21 protein-coding genes are annotated in these 20962 nt (G+C 62.8%); 11 read left to right on the top strand and 10 right to left on the bottom strand.

From position 1 onward, the window contains the following. From VGO04_RS13705 to VGO04_RS13680, 6 genes are all read left to right on the top strand, one after another. A partial coding sequence (locus VGO04_RS13705) for an aldo/keto reductase (protein ID WP_327496507.1) occupies positions 1-575 on the top strand: 575 nt, incomplete at its 5' end. Between the two features lie 65 nt (positions 576-640). Continuing rightward, positions 641-2242 carry an ABC transporter substrate-binding protein gene (locus VGO04_RS13700; protein ID WP_327496506.1) on the top strand — a complete coding sequence of 534 codons (1602 nt, stop codon included), beginning with the start codon at positions 641-643 and terminating at the stop codon, positions 2240-2242. Between the two features lie 88 nt (positions 2243-2330). Further along, the gene (locus tag VGO04_RS13695) at positions 2331-3281 is read left to right on the top strand and encodes an ABC transporter permease (RefSeq protein WP_327496505.1); all 951 of its coding nucleotides are present in this window, start codon (positions 2331-2333) and stop codon (positions 3279-3281) included. After that, on the top strand, positions 3278-4120 hold the full coding sequence (locus tag VGO04_RS13690) for an ABC transporter permease (protein WP_327496504.1): 843 nt from the start codon (positions 3278-3280) through the stop codon (positions 4118-4120). Before VGO04_RS13695 ends, VGO04_RS13690 begins: the two co-directional genes overlap by 4 nt. Continuing rightward, entirely contained in the window at positions 4117-5700 is a 1584-nt protein-coding gene (locus VGO04_RS13685; protein WP_327496503.1) for an ABC transporter ATP-binding protein, read from the top strand. Before VGO04_RS13690 ends, VGO04_RS13685 begins: the two co-directional genes overlap by 4 nt. Positions 5701-5807: 107 nt before the next feature. Next, positions 5808-6695: a LysR substrate-binding domain-containing protein gene (locus tag VGO04_RS13680; protein ID WP_327496502.1), complete on the top strand. Its 888-nt coding sequence runs from the start codon at positions 5808-5810 to the stop codon at positions 6693-6695. Between the two features lie 101 nt (positions 6696-6796). Here the strand turns inward: VGO04_RS13680 and VGO04_RS13675 are convergent, their stop codons facing one another. Next, complete coding sequence (locus VGO04_RS13675) at positions 6797-7393, bottom strand: TetR/AcrR family transcriptional regulator (RefSeq protein WP_327496508.1); 597 nt, start codon at positions 7391-7393, stop codon at positions 6797-6799. A 100-nt stretch (positions 7394-7493) separates the two neighbouring features. On the opposite strand from VGO04_RS13675, the gene VGO04_RS13670 reads away from it, so the two are divergent. The 3 genes from VGO04_RS13670 to VGO04_RS13660 all read left to right on the top strand — a co-directional run bounded on the left by VGO04_RS13670 (position 7494) and on the right by VGO04_RS13660 (position 11978). After that, on the top strand, positions 7494-8180 hold the full coding sequence (locus VGO04_RS13670; protein WP_327496501.1) for a PspA/IM30 family protein: 687 nt from the start codon (positions 7494-7496) through the stop codon (positions 8178-8180). 28 nt (positions 8181-8208) lie between these two features. Continuing rightward, positions 8209-8487 carry a YiaA/YiaB family inner membrane protein gene (locus VGO04_RS13665; protein ID WP_327496500.1) on the top strand — a complete coding sequence of 93 codons (279 nt, stop codon included), beginning with the start codon at positions 8209-8211 and terminating at the stop codon, positions 8485-8487. 92 nt (positions 8488-8579) lie between these two features. After that, positions 8580-11978, top strand: coding sequence for an acyl-[ACP]--phospholipid O-acyltransferase (locus VGO04_RS13660; RefSeq protein ID WP_327496499.1), 3399 nt, complete (start codon positions 8580-8582; stop codon positions 11976-11978). 25 nt (positions 11979-12003) lie between these two features. Here the strand turns inward: VGO04_RS13660 and VGO04_RS13655 are convergent, their stop codons facing one another. The 6 genes from VGO04_RS13655 to VGO04_RS32890 form a co-directional block, all read right to left on the bottom strand. After that, entirely contained in the window at positions 12004-13023 is a 1020-nt protein-coding gene (locus VGO04_RS13655) for a hypothetical protein (RefSeq protein WP_327496498.1), read from the bottom strand. Continuing rightward, complete coding sequence (locus VGO04_RS13650; RefSeq protein WP_327496497.1) at positions 13020-14126, bottom strand: GNAT family N-acetyltransferase; 1107 nt, start codon at positions 14124-14126, stop codon at positions 13020-13022. The genes VGO04_RS13655 and VGO04_RS13650 overlap by 4 nt, the downstream gene beginning before the upstream one ends. Continuing rightward, on the bottom strand, positions 14119-15318 hold the full coding sequence (locus VGO04_RS13645) for a hypothetical protein (RefSeq protein WP_327496496.1): 1200 nt from the start codon (positions 15316-15318) through the stop codon (positions 14119-14121). Before VGO04_RS13645 ends, VGO04_RS13650 begins: the two co-directional genes overlap by 8 nt. Next, positions 15315-16202, bottom strand: coding sequence for a HesA/MoeB/ThiF family protein (locus VGO04_RS13640; RefSeq protein ID WP_327496495.1), 888 nt, complete (start codon positions 16200-16202; stop codon positions 15315-15317). Before VGO04_RS13640 ends, VGO04_RS13645 begins: the two co-directional genes overlap by 4 nt. Next, positions 16199-17044 carry a hypothetical protein gene (locus VGO04_RS13635; protein ID WP_327496494.1) on the bottom strand — a complete coding sequence of 282 codons (846 nt, stop codon included), beginning with the start codon at positions 17042-17044 and terminating at the stop codon, positions 16199-16201. The genes VGO04_RS13640 and VGO04_RS13635 overlap by 4 nt, the downstream gene beginning before the upstream one ends. Before the next feature lie 89 nt (positions 17045-17133). Next, on the bottom strand, positions 17134-17628 hold the full coding sequence (locus VGO04_RS32890) for a LysR family transcriptional regulator (protein ID WP_349256599.1): 495 nt from the start codon (positions 17626-17628) through the stop codon (positions 17134-17136). 138 nt (positions 17629-17766) lie between these two features. On the opposite strand from VGO04_RS32890, the gene VGO04_RS13625 reads away from it, so the two are divergent. After that, the gene (locus VGO04_RS13625; protein WP_327496493.1) at positions 17767-18414 is read left to right on the top strand and encodes a hypothetical protein; all 648 of its coding nucleotides are present in this window, start codon (positions 17767-17769) and stop codon (positions 18412-18414) included. 132 nt (positions 18415-18546) lie between these two features. Here the strand turns inward: VGO04_RS13625 and VGO04_RS13620 are convergent, their stop codons facing one another. Further along, positions 18547-19815, bottom strand: a complete 1269-nt coding sequence (locus VGO04_RS13620; RefSeq protein WP_327496492.1) for a DUF6161 domain-containing protein — start codon at positions 19813-19815, stop codon at positions 18547-18549. Positions 19816-20003: 188 nt separating this feature from the next. On the opposite strand from VGO04_RS13620, the gene VGO04_RS32955 reads away from it, so the two are divergent. After that, positions 20004-20225 (top strand): SIP domain-containing protein, encoded by a 222-nt coding sequence (locus tag VGO04_RS32955; RefSeq protein WP_414650539.1) that lies wholly within the window; start codon positions 20004-20006, stop codon positions 20223-20225. Between the two features lie 153 nt (positions 20226-20378). Here the strand turns inward: VGO04_RS32955 and VGO04_RS13615 are convergent, their stop codons facing one another. After that, a complete protein-coding gene (locus VGO04_RS13615) occupies positions 20379-20582 on the bottom strand; it encodes a cold-shock protein (protein ID WP_034791723.1) in 204 nt (67 codons plus the stop codon). A gap of 169 nt (positions 20583-20751) precedes the next feature. Then, on the bottom strand, positions 20752-20962 hold a 211-nt coding region (locus tag VGO04_RS13610), incomplete at its 5' end, for a helix-turn-helix domain-containing protein (protein WP_327496491.1).

The following is a 20962-nucleotide window of genomic DNA, read 5'->3' as shown; positions in this document are numbered from 1 at the left end:
GCGTCTCGACCATGTTCACCTGGCAGTTCGCCAAGATCCTGAAGGTCTGCGAAAAGAACGGCTGGGCCCGCCCGATCAACATGCAGCTCCAGCTCAATTGCGCCTATCGCGAGGAAGAGCGCGAGATGATCCCGTTCTGCGTGGATCAGGGCGTCGGCGTTTCGGTCTTCAGCCCGCTGGCGCGCGGTATCCTGACCAACGACACGAACTCGATCCGCAACCAGACCGATTTCTTCACCGCCGAAATGTACAACGACCGCGCCTCGCGCGACATCGCCTTGTCGGTCGCCCGCGTGGCCGAGGCGCGCGGCATCAGCCCGGCGCAGGTCGCCCAGGCCTGGGTTCTCCGGAAACCGGAAATTTCGTCGATGCTGGTCGGCGCCGACACCAAGGCGCAGTTCGACAGCGCACTGGCCGCGCTCTCGACCGAACTCGACGCCGACGAAGTCTTCGAGATCGAACGCAACTATACGCCCTGCGACCTGATCAACGACTACACCGCCGGCAAGCGTCTGCCGCGCGAGCCGCGGCCGGCCGCGGGGCGCTTTGCCGCGCCCATGGCTGCTGTCGCCTGAGGGGACAAGGGCCGGACCGGATCGCGGTCCGGCCACCAAAAGATTTCTAGAGAGGGAGAGAGAAAATGACTGAATACAAGACGCTCAGCGGCGCGCCGCTTCATCCGGAGGCCGAGGCACTGACAACGCGCCTCGCGCGCGGCGAGATCGACCGGCGCGGGTTCCTGCGCGCGATGGCCTGGCTCGGCGTTGCCGTCGGTAGCGCAAGCGCCTTCGGCGGCAAGGCTTTCGCCGAGGAAACGCCGAAGGACGGCGGCACCCTGCGCTTTGCCTGCCAGATCCAGGAAATCACCGATCCGATGATGACGAACTGGATCGAGGCGTCGAACCTGTTCCGCAACAGCCTCGAATTCCTGACATACGTCGACGAGAACAACATCACCCACCCCTATCTGGCAAAGAGCTGGACGCCCTCGGCGGACCTGACCGTCTGGGATTTCGAACTGGACGAGCGCGCCAAGTGGTCGAACGGCGACGCCTTCCAGCCGGAGGACGTGATCTTCAACATCGAGCGCTGGATCGCACCGGATTCGCAAAGCTCGAACAAGACCGCCTTCGGCGCGATCTCGCGCGTGGAAAAGACCGGCGATCACAGCGTGCGCATCACGCTGTCGCGGCCCATGGCCTCGCTGCCGGAGCAGCTCTACTCCTATACCTGCCCCATCGTGCACCGCGGCTTCAAGGGCAACTGGCCGGCCGAACCGGTGGGAACCGGACCGTTCGCGCTGGTCAGCCACGAGGTCGGCCGCCAGTCCGTGTTCCAGAAGCGGCCGGACTACTGGGGCACGCACGCTCGTCTCGACGAAATCCAGTACATCGACTTAGGCCCCGACGTGACGACGCATCTGGCGGCGCTTTCCAGCGGTCAGGTGGACGTCATCTATCGCGCTACCATTGCCGAGTACGACCTGATGAAGTCGCTGCCGAACATCCAGATCCTCTCGGCCAAGGGCGCCAACACCATCGTCCTGCGCATGCAGGTCGACCAGAAGCCGTTCGACGACATCCGCGTTCGCCAGGCAGTCGTGCTCGCGGCCAACAACCAGCAGATGCTGGACGTGGCCTATCGCGGGCGGGGTGACCTCGGCGCGAACTACCACGTCTCGCCGACCCAGGCCGACTACTTCTCGCTGCCGGCGACGCCGCGCGACGTGGAAAAGGCCAAGGCCCTGCTTGCAGAAGCGGGCCATGCCGACGGCGTGGACATCGAACTGACGCTCGGCAACACCCAGGGCAAGTGGGAGCAGGACACCGCACAGGTGCTGCAGCAGAACCTCGCCGAGGCGGGAATCCGCCTGAAGCTCAACGTGCTGCCCGCCTCGCAGTACTGGCCGATCTGGAACAAGGTGCCCTTCGGCCTGACCTTCTGGGCGCACCGCCCGCTCGGCACGATGACGCTGGACCTCGCCTATCGCTCAGGCGGCTCGTGGAACGAAAGCCGCTTTGCCAGCCCCGAATTCGATGCGGCATTGGACAAGGCAATGGCCGTGGTCGATCCCGAGGCGCGCAAGATTGCGATGCAGGAGGTCGAGCGCATCCTTCAGGACAATGCCGTGATGGTTCAGCCGTTCTGGCCCGAGCGCCTGAGTGCTGCGGCTGAGAAGGTGCGCGGCTTCGTGCTGCATCCGTCGGACTACTTCCGGATGGACAGCGTCTGGATCGCCTGAACAAAAACGCCGGGCGTCTGACGCCCGGCTGTCCGGTGATGAGGAGAACGGGGTTTCGGCCCCGTTTCAGGGAGAAGGGGGAGAAACCTTGTATTTGGGCATGTTCCTGTTGAGAAAGCTCGCGATTGCGCTCGCCACGATGCTGGTGGTCTCGTTCCTGATCTTTCTGGCGCTGGAGGTGAATGTCGAGGATGTCGCGGTCAAGGTGCTGGGGCAGTATTCGACCGTCGAACAGCGCGCGGCGTGGCTGGCGCAGAACGGTTACAACGATCCTTTCGCGCTGCGTTACATTCGCTGGCTCGGCCATTTCGTGGCTGGAGACTGGGGCATGTCCACCTTCTTCCGCGCGCCCGTCGTGGAGATAGTGATGCCACGCCTTGCGGCTTCGGCCATCCTTGCCGGCGGCGCGCTGCTGGTGATCGTGGTCTTCGGCCTCGGTCTCGGGGTGCTTGCCGGCATGCGGCCGGGCTCGCTTCTCGACCGGGTGATTTCGGTCTTTTCGGTTGTCACCACCTCGATCCCGGATTTCGCGTCGGCGGTGTTCCTGTCTGGCATCTTCGTCTTCTGGCTCGGCCTGTTGCCGGGGGCAAGCACGATGATTTCAGGCCTTTCGCTCGCCGAACTCATCCTGCCGGTTTCCGTGCTCGGGCTCTATTCGATGGGCTACCTTGCACGGGTGACGCGTGCCTCGATGGTCGACGTGATGAACACGCACTATATCCGCACCGCGCGGCTGAAGGGGGCGGGCATGGGCCGCATCGTGCTGCGCCACGCGCTGCGCAATGCCCTGATAACGCCCGTCACGGTCATCATGCTGCAATTGCCCTGGCTTCTGTCGGGCGTCATCGTTGTCGAAGTCTTTTATGCCTACAAGGGCTTCGGCACGCTTCTTTACGACGCGGCGCTCAACCAGGACATCTACCTGATCGAGGCCTGCGCCATGATCTCCGTTCTCGTCGTGGTGCTGAGCCAGATCCTGTCCGACCTCATCTACGGCTGGCTGAACCCGCGCATCGCACTGGTGGGAGCCAAGGCATGAAATTGATCGTCCCGTACCTGACAAAACCTCTCGTCCTTACGGGCGGCGCGCTGGCTTTCGGCTGGCTGCTGGTTGCCGTTCTCGCGCCGCTGATCGCGCCCTACGATCCCTTGCAGACGCTGCAGCCACTTGCCAAGCCGATGGCGCACGGCGCCAAGGGTGAATTCTTTCTGCTCGGCACCGACATGCTGGGACGCGACATCTTCTCGCGCCTCGTCTGGGGCGCACGCACAGTCGTGATTTACGCCACGCTCGCGACGCTCACCGCCTATGCCTTCGGGCTCCTGTTCGGCCTCATCGCCGGCTATGCCGGCGGGCGGACGGATGCTGTCCTGTCGTTCCTCGCCAACGTGGTGCTCAGTTTTCCGGTGCTGGTGCTCTACATCGTCATCATTGTCGTCATCGGCGCCTCGCCGGTGAACATCGTCATTGCCGTGACCTTCAGCAGCGCGCCCGCCATCTTCCGCATCGTGCGCGGCATCACCATCGATGTCGCCAGCCGCGATTTCGTCAAGGCCGCCATCACCCAAGGCGAAAGCACCCTGCGCATCCTCTTCGTCGACATCCTGCCCAACACGACCGGGCCGCTCGCCGTCGATTTCTGCCTCAGGCTCGGCTATACGGCGATCACGATCGGCACGCTCGGCTTTCTCGGTCTTGGCCTGCCGCCGCCGACGCCTGATTGGGGCGGCATGGTCAACGAGGGCCGGGCCATGGCCATCGCCTTTCCGCATCTCGTCATCTTCCCCTGTATCGCCATTTCGTCCCTGACGCTCGGCCTCAGCCTTCTCGCCGACGGCCTGCGCGAAGTGAACGACGCGAAGGAGCGTCAGGCATGACCCAGCCCCTGTTGCAGATCCGCAATCTATCCGTCGCGCTGCCGAAGGGTGCCGACCGGCCCTTCGCGGTGCATGATGTCTCGCTCGAGGTGAACCCGACCGAAATCCTCTGCATCGTCGGCGAATCCGGCTCCGGAAAGTCCGTGCTGACGGCGGCGTTGATGGGGGCCGCGCCGAAGGGGCTGCGCGTAGCCAGCGGCGAAGTTGCCATGGGCGGGCGTGACCTGCTGACGCTCGGCGAGCGCCAGTGGCGCGATATCCGCGGCAAGGACATCGGCATGATCTTCCAGGAGCCGATGGCTTCGCTCAATCCGGCGCTGACTGTCGCCCAGCAGATCGAGGAGGTCTTCGAACTGCACTCCGACTTTTCGCGCGCGGAACGGGCCGCGCGGGCACGAAAACTGGTCGAGGAAATGCACCTGCCGGAGCCGGATCGCATTCTCAGGAGCTATCCGCACCAGCTTTCCGGCGGCCAGTGCCAGCGTGTCGTCATCGCCATGGCTCTGGCGATGAGCCCCAAGCTGCTGATTGCCGACGAACCGACCACTGCGCTTGACGTGACGACGCAGGCCCAGGTGCTGAAGCTGATCCGGGAGCTGCGCGACAATCACGGCCACGGCATCATCTTCATCACCCACGATCTCGGCGTGGTGGCCGACATCGCCGACCGTATCGCCGTGATGCGCCGCGGCGAGGTGGTGGAGGTGGGCAGCGCCAAACAGGTGCTGACGGCGCCGCAGCACGATTACACCCGTGCGCTGATCGCCGCCGTGCCCAGCCTCGTGCCGCGCGACCGGGCGGCGGCTGACGCAGGGGCGGAGCCGGAACCTGCGCTGACCGTGAGTGCGCTGAACCACAGTTATGGCGCCAAGCAGGTGCTGCACGACATCACCCTTTCGGTTGCGCCGGGGCGGGTGCTGTCCATCGTTGGCGAATCCGGCTCGGGCAAGTCCACTGTCGCCAGAAACCTGATCCGCCTCACCGATCCGACCTCGGGCACGATCGCGGTCGGCGGACACGCGATCCTCGACCTCAAGGGCGGCGCGTTGCGCCGTGTGCGACGCCGGATCCAGATGATCTTCCAGGATCCTTTCGGCTCGCTCAATCCGCGCCGCAAGGTCGGGCCGATGATCGCGCGGGCCGCGATGCTCTCGGGTGCCGGCCGCCAGGAGGCGGTGGAACGGGCGAAGGAGTTGCTGGAACTCGTTGGCCTGCAGCGCAACGCCTATGATCGCCGCCCGGCCGCCTTTTCCGGCGGTCAGCGCCAGCGGATCGGCATTGCCCGGGCGCTGGCGATGCGGCCCGATGTGCTGATCGCCGATGAGAGCGTCTCGGCGCTCGATGTTTCGGTTCAGGCCCAGGTGCTCGATCTCTTGGCCGATCTGCAAAAGCGCCTGTCGCTCGCCGTGGTGTTCATCACCCACGATCTGCGGGTGGCCGCGCAGATCAGCGACGAAATCGTGGTGATGAGCAAGGGGCACGTGGTCGAACGTGGTCCGGCCAGCGAGGTCTTGACCCGGCCGCAGCATCCCTATACCCGCGATCTCATCGAGGCGGCGCCGGGACGCGGCGCCTTCTGACGCTGCCGGCAAGCGCGGAATGCCGGGCCCAGATCTCAATGCCGATCCGGGCGGCGGAACCGGTCGCCCGGGCTGCCGCTCCGGGCGCCAAGCCAGGTGTAGTTCCGATGTCGGTTTCTCCGTCCCTGACGTCTCTTCGGGCCTTCACGGTCGTCGGGCAGTGCCTCAGCTTCACCCAGGCGGCGCATCGGCTTGGCGTGACGCAAAGCGCGGTCAGCCGGCAGATCCGCCAGCTCGAAAGCACGCTCGACGTCGCCCTCTTCCGCCGCATCGGTAACAGTGTCGCGCTGACTGAAGCGGGCGCCGTTCTGCATGAGCGGCTGCTGGTATCGTTCGACCTGATGGACGAGGCGGTGCGCGAGGTGCGCGCGACGGTGCCGCGGCAGACCCTGAAGGTGCTGGCGCCGCCGACCTTCGCCGCACGCTGGCTGTCGCGGCGGCTAACGTCCTTCCGGCAGCGTTTTCCCGATCTCGATCTGTCGCTGCATATGCGCGGCGACGACAATGTGCGCTTCGATTGCGTGATCCGTTTCGGCGCCGGCCCGCGGGAGCGGCATACCAGCACGCGGCTGATGACCGAGCAGCATATCGCTGTGTGCGCGCCCGAGCTTCAGGCAGATCCCGAGCGCCTGCGCCGCAGCTGCCTGCTCTACGTACTGGACGAAGCGCGGCGCCTGCCCACCTGGGACAATTGGTTTGCCGCGGCGCAGCGCGATCGCCGAAGCTTGCCCGAGAATGCCATGGAGTTCGCCACGCTCGACATGGTGATCCAGGCAGCCCTGACCGGTGCGGGGCTTGCCGTGGTGGATCGCAACATGATCGAATCCGAATTGCAGGCCGGCAGCCTGATCCAGCTCGACCCGGTGGTGGTGACGGGGCCGATCGGCTATTGGCTGGACATTTCCGGCGAACGCCTCGCGCGCTCGCGCGTCGTGCATTTTGCCCGTTGGCTGCAGCAAATGGCCGGTACCGGCCGCGAGCACATCCTGCCTTAGGCGCAAGCCACCGAGGGGGAGGGAGCTTCTTCAGCAACGTCCCCGTGGTCGGCGCTTGCCGTACTGCGCCCCAACGATGCGCATGGGGCCAGCGCGGATAGTCAACTCCGGCTCCTGGCAAGGATACCGGCAAGGATCGTGATTTCACGCTCAAGTGCTTCGCTCGTTATTCCGATGAACCGACCCTCAAGGCTGAGTGCGATCACGCCATGAATAGCCGCAAAGAACGTCCGGGCGCGAATTGCCACCTCGTCGCCAGAAGCGCCCGGCATCTGGAGCGACAGTGGGGCTGCGATGAGACCGATCAGGAACGTGTGTTCGGCAAGGTGCCACTCCGGAACGGAAACACCCTCCGGCATCCTGTGTTCGAAAAGGGCTGACCACAGATTGCGCTCTCCCAGCGCGAAGCGCAGATACGCCAGAGACAGGCTAAGGAACGTCTCTTCATTGGTGGTTGACGGCGAAATCGCCACGTTTAGCGCTTCCTCCAGCTGTTTCAGAGTTGCGGAGTTGACGTGCAGTATCAGCCCGTCGAGATCGTCGAAGACGGTGTAGAGTCCGCCGAGTGCTGCGCCGGCGCGTTCCGCGATATCGCGAGCGCGCAGGTTCTTCAGCCCTTGTTCCCGGATGAGTTCTGTGCAGGCGGCAACCAGCCTTGCTTTCAGGTCTTCCTTCTTCGTCTGACGCTTTCCAGTCACCGTTAACCTCATTTTTGAACGTCGTTCAATTTTAGCTTGAACAATGTTCATCTTTGTGCGAAAACATTGTTGAACATTGTTCATACATGGAGGTGAGGAAATGTTCAAACAAATCGTGACGCTTCTAAGGGGGCGTGCGCATACGGCGGAGGAGGCCTTCGGCGATCGCCATGCGATTCCCATTCTTGCTCAGCAGATCCGTGATGCCGCGCGCGGAGTGGAGGCTGCCCGCAGGTCGGTTGCCTTGGCGATCGCCCAAAATCGCCTGGAAAGGGAAAATGCCGAGAGGCTTTCCGCCCGCATCGGCGATCTCGAAACACGCGCCATCGCGGCACTTCAAAAGGGCCGGGAGGATCTCGCTGCAGAGGCGGCTGCTTCGATCGCCCGGCTTGAAACGGAGCTGCAGAATGCGCGTCAGGTACAGGCGGAGTTTGCACAAGGGATAGATCGGTTGAGGCAAGCGGTCCGACAGAGCGAGACGCGCCTTGCTGCCCTGCGCCGCGGCGAACGCCTGGCCGAAGCACGCGACCGGACACAGCGCCTTTCCAAAGACGTGCCCGGCAACGATCTTGCAACACTCAGCGACGCCGAGACGACACTTGCACGGCTGGAGACGCGCCAGCGTGAGGCCGAATTGACGGCCGAGGCACTGATGGAGCTGGAGGAGAGGCCAGATCCGACCGCGCTTGCGGAGAAACTGGCTGCGGCCGGTTGCGGGCGTCCTCTCGTGACGAGCGCCGACGACGTGCTCGAGCGTCTGCGCGCCAAGGCAAACCCTGCTGCTTGAACCCTCTGCTTTCAAAAGGAAAACGACGATGAACGACAGCCTGATGAAACACTCTTCCGCCTGGACCTCCTTCTCCTATGTAAGTTTTGGCGTGGCCGCCTTCATGGTGGTGATCGGCCTCTACATGATGCCGATCGATCTCTGGGGAAAAGGCTATCTCGCCATGGGCATCCTGATGCTCCTGCAGACCGCGGTGAACGTCACCAAGACGTTGCGCGACAATCTGGAAGCCGACAAGCTCATCCGCAGGATCGATGATGCGAAGACCGAGAAACTCTTGCTCGGCATGAAGGGCGACGAAGTTTAATCGTTCGTTAGCCCTGCTATCGCAATGCACAACCTGTGAACGAGCGCGAAACGATTTTCATCTATAGCGCTCAGGAAAAGGGGAGACGTTACGTGAAAAACAATCTCATGACTTCGAGGCGCTTTGCGCCGCTGTTCTGGACGCAGTTCCTGTCGGCGTTCAACGACAACTTCCTCAAGAACACGCTCGTCTTCCTCATCCTCGCCACTGTGGTGGCCGAAGAAGCAGGATCGCTCGTCACGCTGGCCGGCGCCGTCTTCATGGCGCCATTCCTGCTCTTTTCCGCACTCGGCGGCCAGCTTGCCGACAAGTTCGACAAGGCGATCGTCGCCGAACGGCTGAAGCGCTGGGAGCTCGCCGCCGCGGCCGTTGCGGTTGTGGGTATTGCATTCTCCTCCATCGCCGTTCTGCTGGTTGCGCTCTTCCTGTTCGGGGCAATCTCCGCGCTCTTCGGGCCGGTCAAATACGGTATCCTGCCCGACCACCTGGAGCGCAGGGAACTGCCGCGCGCCAATGCCTGGATCGAGGGGGCCACGTTTATCGCTATCCTCGGCGGCACGGTGGTTGCCGGGCTTGCCGCGGCCGATGGCGTCAATCCCTGGCTGTTCGGCCCGATGATGCTCGGTCTTGCGCTCGCCTGCTGGATGTCGAGCCGCTATATCCCGCGGCTAGGCGCCAAGGCGCCGGACCTTGTCGTCGATCGCAACGTCCTGCGTTCAACCGGACGGCTCCTCGCTTCGCTACGTGATGACCGGCGGCTCTGGCGCACCGCGCTGATGGCGGCTTGGTTCTGGCTGGTGGGCGCGATCGTGCTCTCCTTGCTGCCGCCTATGGTGAAAAATCACCTCGGCGGTGACGAGACTGCGATCACTGCCTATCTCGCCGTCTTTGCGGTGGCGGTCGGCGTCGGTTCGGCAATTGCGGCATGGATGTCGGCGGGGCGCATCGTGCTCTTGCCGGCGCCAGTCGGCACGCTGATCATGGGGCTGTTCGGCATCGACCTCGCCTGGTGCGTCGCGCATGCCGGCGCGACCGCCCCGGCCGAGACGCTCTCCGCCTTCTTTGCCGGTCCCTATACGCTGCGCATCGCTATCGATCTGGCCGGCATGGCCATTGCCGGCGCCTTCCTGGCCGTACCGACGCTGGCGGCCCTTCAGGCCTGGGCGCAGGAGGACCAGCGCTCGCGCGTCATCGGCGCGTCGAACGTGCTGTCTGCGGCCTTCATCACCGCCGGCGGCGGCCTCGTGGCCGCCCTGCAGGCGACCGGCATGTCGACGTCCGTGCTTTTTGCCGGCCTGGCGCTCGCCAATGGCGTGGCGGCCTTTGTCATGCTGCGCACGCTGCCGACCAACGGCTTCCGCGATTTCGTCTCCATCCTCTTCCGCGCCTTCCTGCGGCTCGAAGTGGAAGGCCTCGACAATCTGAAAAAGGCCGGCCGGGCGCCGATCATCGCGCTCAACCACGTTTCCTTTCTCGATGGCGCCCTGGCGCTTGCGCTCACCGACGAGGAGCCGACCTTCGCCATCGACTACACGATCGCCAAGGCCTGGTGGGTCAAGCCGTTCCTGAAGATGTGCAACTTCCTGCCGCTCGATCCTTCAAAGCCGATGGCAACGCGCACGCTCATCAAGACGGTGAACAACGGCGAGCCGTTGGTGATCTTCCCCGAGGGCCGCATCACCGTCACCGGCGCGCTGATGAAGGTCTATGACGGCGCGGCGATGGTGGCCGACAAGACCGGCTCCATGGTCGTGCCGGTGCGGATCGATGGACTGGAGAAGAGCTACTTTTCCCGTCTCAGCTCGCTCCATGTTCGCCGCCGCCTGTTTCCGAAGGTGAAGGTCACTATCCTCGAGCCGGTCCGCCTCTCGGTGCCGGAAGAGCTGAAGGGCCGCAAGCGGCGGATGGCCGCGGGTGCCGCTCTCTATCAGGTCATGTCGATGCTGATGTTCCGCACCACCGACATCGACACCACCGTGCTTGAAAAGGTCATCAAGACGGCCAAGGAGCGGGGGTTCAACCGCCTCGCCGTGCAGGACCCGGTGACCGGTTCGCTGTCCTATGGGAAGCTGCTGACGGGGGCAGCCGTGCTTGGTGCCAAGTTCGACGCGCTCTTCTCGACCGAAAAGACGCTCGGCGTTCTCCTGCCCAACGCCAATGGAGCGGTCGCGACCATCCTCGGCGTGATGTCGGCGGGCAAGGTGCCGGCAATGCTGAACTTCACGGCTGGTGCAGCCAACATCACCGCGGCATGCAAGGCCGCGGAGGTCCGTCACGTCCTGACGTCACGTGCCTTCGTCACCCAGGCGAAACTCGGTGCCGTCGTCGAGGAACTGCAAAAGACGGTGGAGATCGTCTGGCTCGATGACCTGCGCCAGACGATTGGCCTTGCCGACAAGCTGCGTGGTCTCATGCAAAAAGGCAGGCCGCTGGTTCGGCGGACGGCCGACGATCCGGCGGTCATTCTCTACACCTCCGGCTCGGAGGGAACGCCCAAGGGCGTGGTCCTGACCCATCGCAACATCCTTGCCAATGCGGCGCAGGCAGCCTCGCGCATCGATTTCCACTCGGGCGACAAGGTGTTCAACATCTTGCCCGTGTTCCATTCCTTCGGGCTCACCGCAGGAACGGTTCTGCCACTCATCTCGGGCGTTCCGATCTATTTCTATCCCTCGCCGCTGCACTATCGGATCATCCCGGAACTGATCTATGCCTCCAACGCGACGATCATCTTCGGCACGGATACCTTCCTGAACGGTTATGCCCGGACGGCGCATCCTTACGACTTCCGCTCGATCCGCTACTGCTTCGCCGGTGCCGAGCCGGTCAGGGCAGCGACGCGCGCGCTCTACATGGAAAAATTCGGCGTCCGCGTCCTCGAGGGCTACGGCGTGACCGAGGCGGCACCTGTCATCGCGCTCAACACGCCGATGTTCAACAAGGCAGGCAGCGTCGGCAAGATCATGCCGGGCATGGAGTACAGGCTCGATCCCGTGCCGGGTGTTGCGGAAGGCGGACGGCTTTTCATCCGCGGCGCCAACGTCATGGCCGGATATCTGCGCGTGGAAAATCCCGGTGTAATCGAGCCGACGCCGGACGGCTGGCATGACACCGGCGATATCGTCACCGTCGACGAGGATGGTTTCATCGCCATCCGGGGGCGCGCCAAACGGTTTGCCAAGGTCGGCGGCGAAATGGTTTCGCTTGGCGCCGTGGAGGCGTTGGCCGGAGAACTGTGGCCGGGTCAATTAACGGTCGTCGTATCGCTGCCTGACGCCAAGAAGGGCGAACGCCTGGTCATGCTCACCGATGCTCCGGGCGCGACACGTGCCGCATTCCTCCGCTTCGCCAAGGACAAGGGAGCGATGGACATGATGGTTCCTTCGGAAGTGAAAGTGGGCGCCGTCCCGGTGCTTGGTACCGGCAAGGTGGATTTCGTCAGTGCACAGAGGCTTCTCGCCGAAACGGCGAGAGCCGAGAACGCTGCCTGACAGGTTGATGTGAAGGGAGCCGGCCTCAGGCCGGCTTCCCATGAAGCACGAGATCACGCGCCGGAAGGCGATATTTTTGAACGACCGTCGGCGCCGGCCCGACGCGCAGCACATTGATCAACCGGTGGCCGTGCGGCAACGGGAAACGCCGTAGCAGCGCATCGGCAGCGTCGGGCCGATCGGCCAGCACCGCCATCGGCCAGCCGGCGAAACCGAACCGTGTGAAGCTCAGCCAGAAGCGATAGAATGCCCGTCCCGAGGCAATCGGGCTCTCGCTCGCCGGACGATGAAACAGGAGGCAGGCCGCGGCCGTCGTCGTCTTTGCGGCTTCCGCGACAAGGACCTGACCTAGACTCAGGCGGTCGGCAACATCGAAAAGCGACGACGCGAGCACATGGCCTGCCAGCGCGCCCTCCACACGTCCCATCCGCAGGGCAGCCAGATTGAGCCCATCGACGGTGTAGGAGGGATGGGCGGGAGAAAGACGCATCCATGCCACGAGTTCTTCGCGGAATGCTCGTTCGCGCATCATCGACAGGCTCGCTCGGTCGTTGAGCGCGGCTATAAAGGCGAGATCCTCGTGGCTGCCGACGACCGTTGCATCGTCGGCCCCAGCGCTCCAGTCCATAAGCCCAGTGATCTGTTGAGGCGTCGCCGACAGAAAGCGAGCACGCCATGTGCAGCGCGTGGTGATCCAGCCAGCAAGTTCCGAAGGTTCGGCATCGCCCGCAAGGGTCAGGCGTGCGGCCAATCGATAGCCGGGCCGCCAGGTCAAGACGTTGTCCGCCCAGAGATCATCGACAACCACACCGACGCCACGTGCGGCTAGCGCCATCACCATGCCCTCGAGTGCCGCGCCACAGGAGAGCCCCATATCGCGACCGGTCGGGTCTCCTATGGCAAGCTGCCTGGAGAGGTCGGCTGCAAGGACAATGCACCCGTCGTCGGTCAACATCCAACGGGCCGGCTGGGTGTTGTGGACGGAGGGAGCGAGGTTGGCCTCCGCCGCCAGATCGGAGAACGTGGCGGCGTCAAACCGGTTCATAGTGTCTTTCCGAAGAGATGCAGGCGGTGCAGCGGCCTTGCACCCGCCTTTTGCGCCTGCCTCAGGCTCGCCGCATTGACATCCGCGATCCAAGTGCCACCGGCAGTCTCATAACCGGCGTGGCGCATTTGGCTAAGGACATGGGCAAGAAGGAGCGGGTTGAGGCCGCGCCCTTGATGCTCCGGTTTCACGCCTTGGAATATGACGACGGCACGCCGGCGCTGGAGCCGGTGTTTGATGAGATGCCAAGGCGCACTCAACCCGAGCCGTGAGCCCATCGCTTTCAGCATCGGGTTGACATCGGGTATGGCGATCACCGCGCCGGCTGGCGTCCCGTCCTTTTCCGCAACCGCCGAAATGCGTGAATCCATGATCCACTTCATTTCCTTGGCCTGAAAGTCGTATTCCGCCCGGCTGACGGGCACGAACATCGGATTGTCGGCGAAGCTCTCGTTGAGGATCAGCCGGGAGTCCTCCAATCTTCGTTCGAGCGTCGCCCGCCGGATCGGTGAAAAACGAAAGCCGTCATCGAAAAGCGCGCGCATTTGCGCGCTGGCGAGCAGGCCATCGGTGGCCACAGTGCGGACGTCGATTTCGAAGGTGGTCATGGGGAAGCACGGGGCGTATCCGCGTCTTTCCAGAAGCCGAGGCAGATAGGGCGGGCCCCAGATCTGATCCGTATAGGGTGCGTTCTCAAAACCACTGGTCATGACGCCAATCTGCTGCATGGCAGTCAGGTTGAAGTTTCCAAGGATCTCTCCAAACCCCTTCGCCCGTGCCCAATCTTCCGCCCGCTCCAGCAGGGCGGCCGCAACGCGTTCGTCGTCGGCACAGTCGAAATAGCCGAAATAGCCGCGATCAAGCCCAAACTTCGCGTTCGATTCGCGATGCACATGCGCCGTAATGCGCCCGCGCACCGCGCCTCCCTCGTGGGCCGTGAAGATGGCGAAGTCTTCTGCCGCTTCGAAGAGAGGGTTCTTTTCAGCGGATAGGAAGCGCCTGAGATCGCTGAACATTGGCGACACATAGGGTGTGCGCGCGTCGTAGACCTGAAAGGGTGCGGCGAAGAAGGCGTCGATATCGCCTTCGCGGATCTCAATCATGCGCCGGGTTCCTCTCGGAAATCAGCATGGCCATGCGCTGGACCACCCTCAACTCCGTCTCGGCGCCCGGCGTGGCCGAGACCGAGGGCATGTTGAGGGCAATCAGCCGGAACGGCCGGGAAGAGACCAGCATGACGTGGGTCGCCTCGTACTTTTCAAGCAGCCAGGCGAGTTGCTCGGCGTCTTCTCGGGAAAGACTGTCGGTCCCGGCTGCGCGCAGCAGGGGGTTGGCGGCAAACAGTGCCTTGATCGCCGGCAAGTCGAGGTCGGCAAGTTCTTCCTCGCTGAGCAGAAGCGCACCGTCGACCAGGGGATGCTTCTGCAACTCCTTCAGGAAACCCAGCGTGTCGTCGATGCGGTCCTCGGCGAGGTGTCGGATGAGGCTCTGTCGTCTTTGTTCCGTGCGAAGGCTGATGCTGTCCTTCCAGATCACGCCGAGGAGGGCGGCGCTGAGGACGACGCTTGCCGCGCGCACCGTCGCGGATGGCTGAAGACCGTTATCGAAGCCGATGACGAGGGCGGCCAGCAGGGCGACCGAGAGCAGGATGACGAAGGAGACAACTGTATCACGGTGTCCGACGGCGCGCTGGCCAAGGCTTAACAGCAGCCAGCACAGGAACAGGATCGCAACCCCGCCGAGCCGCACCGGCTGGTCGATGTAGACAGAGCGGAAGTCGGTGACGAGGAGCGGCAGGATCAAAAGCAGAGAGAGGGCGATGCGGTCGACCGCCTGGTTCTCCGCCTTCGACAGGCTCGCGCGGTCGCGCGTCACCGTCATGTGCCCGGCAAGGGCGAAGGTGGCGAGTTGATAGAGGAAAAGAAGCGTGACGCGCCAGGGTTCGGCGATCGATGCCGGCAGCAGGGCAAGGATGAGGAATGCACCGGCACCGCCGGCAGCGATCCACTTCGTCAGCCTCGGCGCATGGCGGCGTAGGAGACCTTCGGCAAGCAGAACCGTTGCGAGCGGAACGAGGCCGGCAGTCATGATCGTCGCCGCCCTGAAGATGGAGAGGTCGGTCCACCAGGCGAGCACACGGCTTGCCATCAGTGCCGCCAATACCTGCAGTCCGAAGAGGAAGCGGCGGTTCAACGGGCTTGCCGCATCGAAACTCCAGATGACGCCGATCAGCACCAGCAGGCCGCCAAGAGCTGCCAGCGAGACGAAACTGTCGGCGACGAGGGGCGTGTTCATGGCGCTGCCGGAGCCGCGAGTCGCAGCAGGTAACGCCGCACGACAGGGCGCAGCAGTGCTGCAACGAGCCTGTTGCGTGGATGCTCGACGCGGCCGGCATGCGGATTGAAAAACCAGCCGCGGCAATCGGCGGACTGGGGTCGCCCGAGGACCGCATGGATCGCCTCATAGGCCATCAATGTGCCGGTTGAGATCACCATGGGCGCAAAGGACATGCGGCTGCGGGTGCCGGCAACCACTTCGCCGGCGAGGGACAGATCGACGTGGTGGCGCGACGACGAATGGACCATCACGTATTCTGCCTCGCGTAGGAAGGCTTCGGCCCGCTGATGGCTCGTCAGTGCGTTCCAGGCGGTTCCAGCGGTCGGATAGCCTAGACGCTCTTCCGGCATCGGATCTTGCGGGCGTGTCACGTAGACGGACGGCAGGGGAGACGCGTAGGCGTCAATCACTTTCCGGCCGAGCTTTCGCGAGACGCGATAAAGAAGCAGGCTGGCACCGAGATCATCCGTCCCATTGATGACGACGTCCGCATCGGCAATGAGCGCCTCGGCATGATCGGTCCAGTCGTGGCCGAAGACTGTGACGGTCATTTCGGGGTTGATCTTCAGGCAGAGGTCGCGGGTCGCTTCCGCTTTGTGCATGCCGATCGTGTCGGCAAAACAGAAGACCTGGCGATTGAGGTTTGACACTTCGAAGTGATCGATGTCGGCGAGAATGAGATGACCGACGCCGGCCCGCGCCAGCGCCTGGATGCAAGCACCGCCCATGCCGCCGGTTCCGCAGACGAAGACGGTTGCCTGCTGCAGACGTCGTTGTTCGGCCTCGGTGACGAAGCCGATGTTGCGTGTGGTGAAAGCCTCGTAGGAGAAGATGCTGCTCATCGATTTGAAGGTCTCAATATGCCCCAATGCTTGCGGCCATCCGCCCAGTGCAGCGCCGGCAGCACCAGCCGTTGGACGAGGATGACGAAACTGGCGACGGAAAGGCGACCGAGTGCATTTCGCGGCACGGTTTCCAGGAGGTAACGCTGCGCTGCGTTGAGGTCGAGCTGGCCAATCTGGAGCAGGTCGTCGCCGCGGTCGTAATTCAGTTCAACGGCGCAGAAGTCGTTGTACTCCGCCTTGCGGTGCTTCGGCGCCGCATCGAAGGTCTTTTTGAGGTTATCGGAACCGCCTGTGTAGGCGTCGGTAATGACGAAGCGGTCGGCGTCGAAACCGGCATCGAGGCCGACGCCGAAGACGTGACGATGGGATCCCATGATGGCTGTGGCAATCAGTTGCTGGTGCAACGAGCGGCGCGCGCCGCGTGTGGGCGCCGGGAAGACGTTGCTGAACGTTTCGGCCACCATGCCGGCAACCGCCGGCACCTGCGTGACGTTGGAGATCCAGAGCGGGCGAAGCTGGTTGCGCAGGAAGAGGAGAAAGCAGGTGAGGCCGTAAAGAACCCAGGAAAGGCCCTGGCTGCGGACCGCCGGATCGATCATCACCAGGCCCAGGTGGAGAACCTCGACGGATTTGCCGGAGAGCGTAAGCTGGATGACAGGCAGGGCATTGAAGGCGACCGGCTCGCCGTCGGAAACGCGATAGACGAGCGTCACGATCGTCCGGTTGAGTGCGTCGTCCTTCTCGGAGAAGACACCATAGTCGAGCTCTCCATCGGGAACCGATCGCAGCGCGACCTTTCTCAGGTCGTGCCGAAGTCCGGCAACGTCCCGCTCGTTCATCCATAATCCGGGAGCCTCCACGATCCGCGCGCGGAAGTCTCGCGATGTCTTGAATGCAAGATCGAGGCGCTTCTTCAAAACCGCCGATATCAGATTGTACAAGATCCTGGCCCGGCAGCGTAAAGTCTAGAGTGGAGCGTCGTGCAAGCTTGGGTCGTATCTTCGTGGTAGAAAGCAAACATTTGGTTTAATTTTCGATCGATCCCACGATTGGAAGTCGTCCTGCTGGCGAGCGCCAGGAGGGATCGTCGCACGTGTGCAAACTCAGACGTTAGGCTCCCTGCGGAAGGTCCATCGCGTGGAAGTGCTCCTTCGCATGGTCGTAGAAGACGGCCGGCGCAAAGCGCAGGCCACCCCTCGGCCCGCACCATAAGGCCGAAGCGATTGGTCGAAAGCCCGCGATCCTCGAGTGGACGAAACACCAGCGTGCCGTCGGCAATCTCGTTTTCCCGCAGGAACAGCGCCATGCCCAGTGCGTCCTCAAGCTGTCCGATCTGTCGTGACACGGCTGACGAGGCAACGTTGAGCCTGCGGGCACATTCGCGAATGGAGAGCAGTTCAACGACGGTCTGAAAATAGACCATGGCCGGCTGGTGGAACATGCGCGCCAGGCAATTGCAGCGCGCAATAGACGGTTCCGGAGAAAACTCTAGAATTGACGGAAGCAAACAGTTTTGACCGCCGGCCTTCAGGTCCGGCGGCTTTCTGCGGGAGGATTCAATATGGCAGTGCTTCATCACGCCTTTCGCTGTCCGGTTACTCCCGCGTTCAAGGAGGGGGTGCAGGATGTGCTGTCAGCCTGGGAGGCCGGCGACCGGAAAACCCTTTCGGCGATAGCACTTGCCCGCTATGGGGCGCTGGGTGAGCGCGAAGACCTCCATGCCGCCTTTCACCTTGGGCCCGACGCTGCCGCGCCGTCCTGGCTGCAGCCGCAATTCATCAGCCCGGGGCTCGCCACGCTTGTCGTGCTTGCCGCGCACTTTGTGCCTCTACCATCGTTGAGTGCCAGCAACGATACGAACCACCATCGGCTCGCGACCCAACTGCCGACACTTGGCTGGACGACTGACGAAACGGATACCCTGATCCACGGCCAGCCGATCGAGGCCATGCTGCAGGACTATGCCGACCCTGCCGTTCGACCGACGCAAGGAGGCTTTGGCCATACCGGCGGATGGACCGCCGGGCGGATTGGGCGAACGCTGGCCCCGCGCCTCGACCAACTAGCGTTCGGCCCGCCGCCCCAAGCTGATGAAGCGGCGCAGGAAGCGTGGCGCCAGCTCAACGAAACCGATGCATTGGACGATGCGCGCGCGATGCTGGCTGAGGTCCGTGACGACGACTGGCTCGTCATGGCCATCACCCATTAGGGAGGCGTGCCTGCTCTGTGCCCTCAGGGGCGCATGGTGTATCGGGCGAAATTCCGCGACGTCGGTGGCGGACTGGCAGATCGGCCTGAAGTGTTCAGGCCGATTGTCGGGCGAACGTGGCGCCCGGCAAGGCTACTTTCCCATTCCCTTGCTCAACAGCTCGGTGAAATTCGGGGGATCAACATTGTCGTCGCCGTGGCCTGGCAAGGGTCGGAAGAGAGCGGCCAGTACGACCGCTCGGTCCTCCTTGCTCGCGCTATCCCGTTCGATCAACTGAAAATACGTGTCGAGCAGAGTGTGACGTTGCCTCGCGTCATCCATGAGAACGAGCGAGCGAAGATTGAAGCGGACCAACAGTCGAATGAGCCAGAAATAGAGGGCGACAGGGATCGACACCAAAACCAGTCGGCTAACAGCCACGACGGTGAGGTAGCCAGGGTCCGCACCCTCGCCTGGATCGTTGCCTGGAGGCAATTCGATATGGCGAAGCGCAAGCAAGACGTCGTCGAAGTGAACTATCATGAACGCCGGCGCAACCGCCAGAAGCAGAAACAAGAGTACCGCTGACGTCCGGAACGCATATTCGCTCGTCCTGGCTCGGTCTTTCCAAAGAGTGCGGGTCGAATCTATTCGTAGCGCCTCGAAGGCGGCACGGCGAAAAGCCGCCAGATTTTCTGGCACGGTGCTGAGGAATTCCTCTGCTTGTGCAATCGCAAGAGGCACAGCCGCGAGTTTCTCATTGGCAGTTCTCGCATTCGCTTCGAGCCGCTCAAATAGCTCAGAGTTCTTTTCCGTGGCTGCCGTGAGTGCCTGTTCCCTTTTGGTGAGCTGCTCGATGGCTGCGCCGATTTCCGCAAGACGCGTCTGCAAGCTGGTGAAATCCAGCTGACTGATGTTGTGGAGTTCCCCGCCGGGTTTGAGCTCTGCGGTGCGATAGCGCTCAAAGTCCTTCATCTCGCTTACGAGTGAAGCCGCATATTCGCTGAAGCGCGACCCCAATGCGGTTTTGAACATCGGTTGGCACAGAAATGCCGCGGCCAGATCGTCGGCAAACTGATTGACATCCTTCAGCCCAAGGTCGGCACTTCGCTGGAACTCAGCCCTCACGCCCTGAAGTGCATCAACATTGATCCACACCTTACGAAACGCGATCTCGCCGGGGCCGGAGCCGGAGGTTCGTTTCCCTTGGTGCGATCCAGCAATGATGTCCCGCAGGTCCATGAACAACGCCCTGCTATTGCTCCGCCGAGACGGCTCGAGGTCGAGAAACTGCTCCAGCAGCTCCCTTGCTACCGTGGCTTTTCCCGCAAGATCCAAATCGGCGAAGTCGTCTATTTCAGAGGGATCGCTGCGCTTGGCGCCAAAGATCTTGGCCAGTACAAAATAGCGGTCCGCGTTCACGTCGAGCTCCCACCAGAGTTGTGTATTATCAAGTGCAAATATTCTGGCGCAGTTCAACATCCATTATCACCGGTGTCCCGGCCGTCGGACGGATCGTCGAGGAAGCATCAGCGATCCCGGAAATCTTCGCGCATCTGGACGTCGCTGTCTAAGACGATGTGCAGCGGCAAATCACGGCCGCAGCGACAATGGCAACCTTGTATTGCGGGTTTGGCGCAACGCCAAAGGCCACGCGCCTGGCCGATATCGCGCGTTCAATCGAATTGCCGAAAAGTCCCGGATACATCTGGATTGCAGGCGAAGCGCAAGCTGTCAGTGAGGCTCGCGAGCACTTTCGAGATCAGCCTGAGTTTGACAAGGACCGGACTACAGCCATCGGCCATTGGTTCCTCGGCAAACCGCGGGGATGAGCCGCGGAGGTCATGTTGGGCACCACGCTGTCTGGATTAAGGTGGATCCGACAACGTCGCGGCACAACTTTATCGACATTGCCCGGTCGCTGGTGCGGCCGGGCAGGTCAGGGAATGCAATGAAGCAATTTCCCTAGGTGTAGAATTCGACGTTCAGGCTGACCTGACGTTTTCGGCCTTCGATTTTCCGGTCTTGCGGTCCTGGCCGAGTTCATAGCTGACCTTCTGGCCGTCGCGCAGAGAGGTCGCGCCTTCCAGCGCCGACACATGGACGAACACATCCGGCCCGCCGTTGTCGGGCGTGATGAAGCCAAAACCCTTGTCCTGGTTGAAGAATTTAACAGTACCGGTTGCCATAGTCGTCCTCGTCAGCTGAGTGCTCTTGCATTTTGCCGCAGGACCTTATCCATCGCAGGCCCCGGCGGCAATCGTGCATGCACGCGTATCGCGATTTTTCGAGCTTCGGCGGCTGAGAAGTAGCTCGATCGGCTGGCGCCGTGACCAATGTAGCAGGGCGCTGGATGGTTCACGCGGGTTTTTGCGCTCTAAGTCTGCTCGGTGTCTGCCCGTAGGTCCTTGCGAATATCCTGGAGAAGTGGCCGGCGCTTTCGAAACCGACTTCGAGGGCAATCTCGATCAATGAAGCATCCGTCTGGGTGAGAAGATGCTTGGCACGCTCCAGCCGGAACTTCCGGTAGACGAGCGCTGGCGACATCTTCGCCTTTTCCATGAACAGC

The sequence above is a fragment of the Ensifer sp. genome, assembly GCF_035999185.1.
Lineage (GTDB): Bacteria > Pseudomonadota > Alphaproteobacteria > Rhizobiales > Rhizobiaceae > Ensifer.
This window is presented reverse-complemented; position numbering and strand designations above follow the sequence as displayed.

Excerpts from the sequence above, each read along its gene's own strand:
- VGO04_RS13665 (WP_327496500.1), top strand. The coding sequence starts at position 8,209 with ATGAACGACAGCCTGATGAAACACTCTTCCGCCTGGACCTCCTTCTCC.
- VGO04_RS13615 (WP_034791723.1), bottom strand. The coding sequence starts at position 20,582 with ATGGCAACCGGTACTGTTAAATTCTTCAACCAGGACAAGGGTTTTGGC.
- VGO04_RS32890 (WP_349256599.1), bottom strand. The coding sequence starts at position 17,628 with ATGGTCTATTTTCAGACCGTCGTTGAACTGCTCTCCATTCGCGAATGT.
- VGO04_RS13655 (WP_327496498.1), bottom strand. The coding sequence starts at position 13,023 with ATGAACCGGTTTGACGCCGCCACGTTCTCCGATCTGGCGGCGGAGGCC.
- VGO04_RS13685 (WP_327496503.1), top strand. The coding sequence starts at position 4,117 with ATGACCCAGCCCCTGTTGCAGATCCGCAATCTATCCGTCGCGCTGCCG.
- VGO04_RS32955 (WP_414650539.1), top strand. The coding sequence starts at position 20,004 with ATGGCAACCTTGTATTGCGGGTTTGGCGCAACGCCAAAGGCCACGCGC.
- VGO04_RS13645 (WP_327496496.1), bottom strand. The coding sequence starts at position 15,318 with ATGAACACGCCCCTCGTCGCCGACAGTTTCGTCTCGCTGGCAGCTCTT.
- VGO04_RS13650 (WP_327496497.1), bottom strand. The coding sequence starts at position 14,126 with ATGATTGAGATCCGCGAAGGCGATATCGACGCCTTCTTCGCCGCACCC.
- VGO04_RS13625 (WP_327496493.1), top strand. The coding sequence starts at position 17,767 with ATGGCAGTGCTTCATCACGCCTTTCGCTGTCCGGTTACTCCCGCGTTC.
- VGO04_RS13700 (WP_327496506.1), top strand. The coding sequence starts at position 641 with ATGACTGAATACAAGACGCTCAGCGGCGCGCCGCTTCATCCGGAGGCC.
- VGO04_RS13635 (WP_327496494.1), bottom strand. The coding sequence starts at position 17,044 with ATGAACGAGCGGGACGTTGCCGGACTTCGGCACGACCTGAGAAAGGTC.
- VGO04_RS13670 (WP_327496501.1), top strand. The coding sequence starts at position 7,494 with ATGTTCAAACAAATCGTGACGCTTCTAAGGGGGCGTGCGCATACGGCG.
- VGO04_RS13640 (WP_327496495.1), bottom strand. The coding sequence starts at position 16,202 with ATGAGCAGCATCTTCTCCTACGAGGCTTTCACCACACGCAACATCGGC.
- VGO04_RS13680 (WP_327496502.1), top strand. The coding sequence starts at position 5,808 with ATGTCGGTTTCTCCGTCCCTGACGTCTCTTCGGGCCTTCACGGTCGTC.
- VGO04_RS13690 (WP_327496504.1), top strand. The coding sequence starts at position 3,278 with ATGAAATTGATCGTCCCGTACCTGACAAAACCTCTCGTCCTTACGGGC.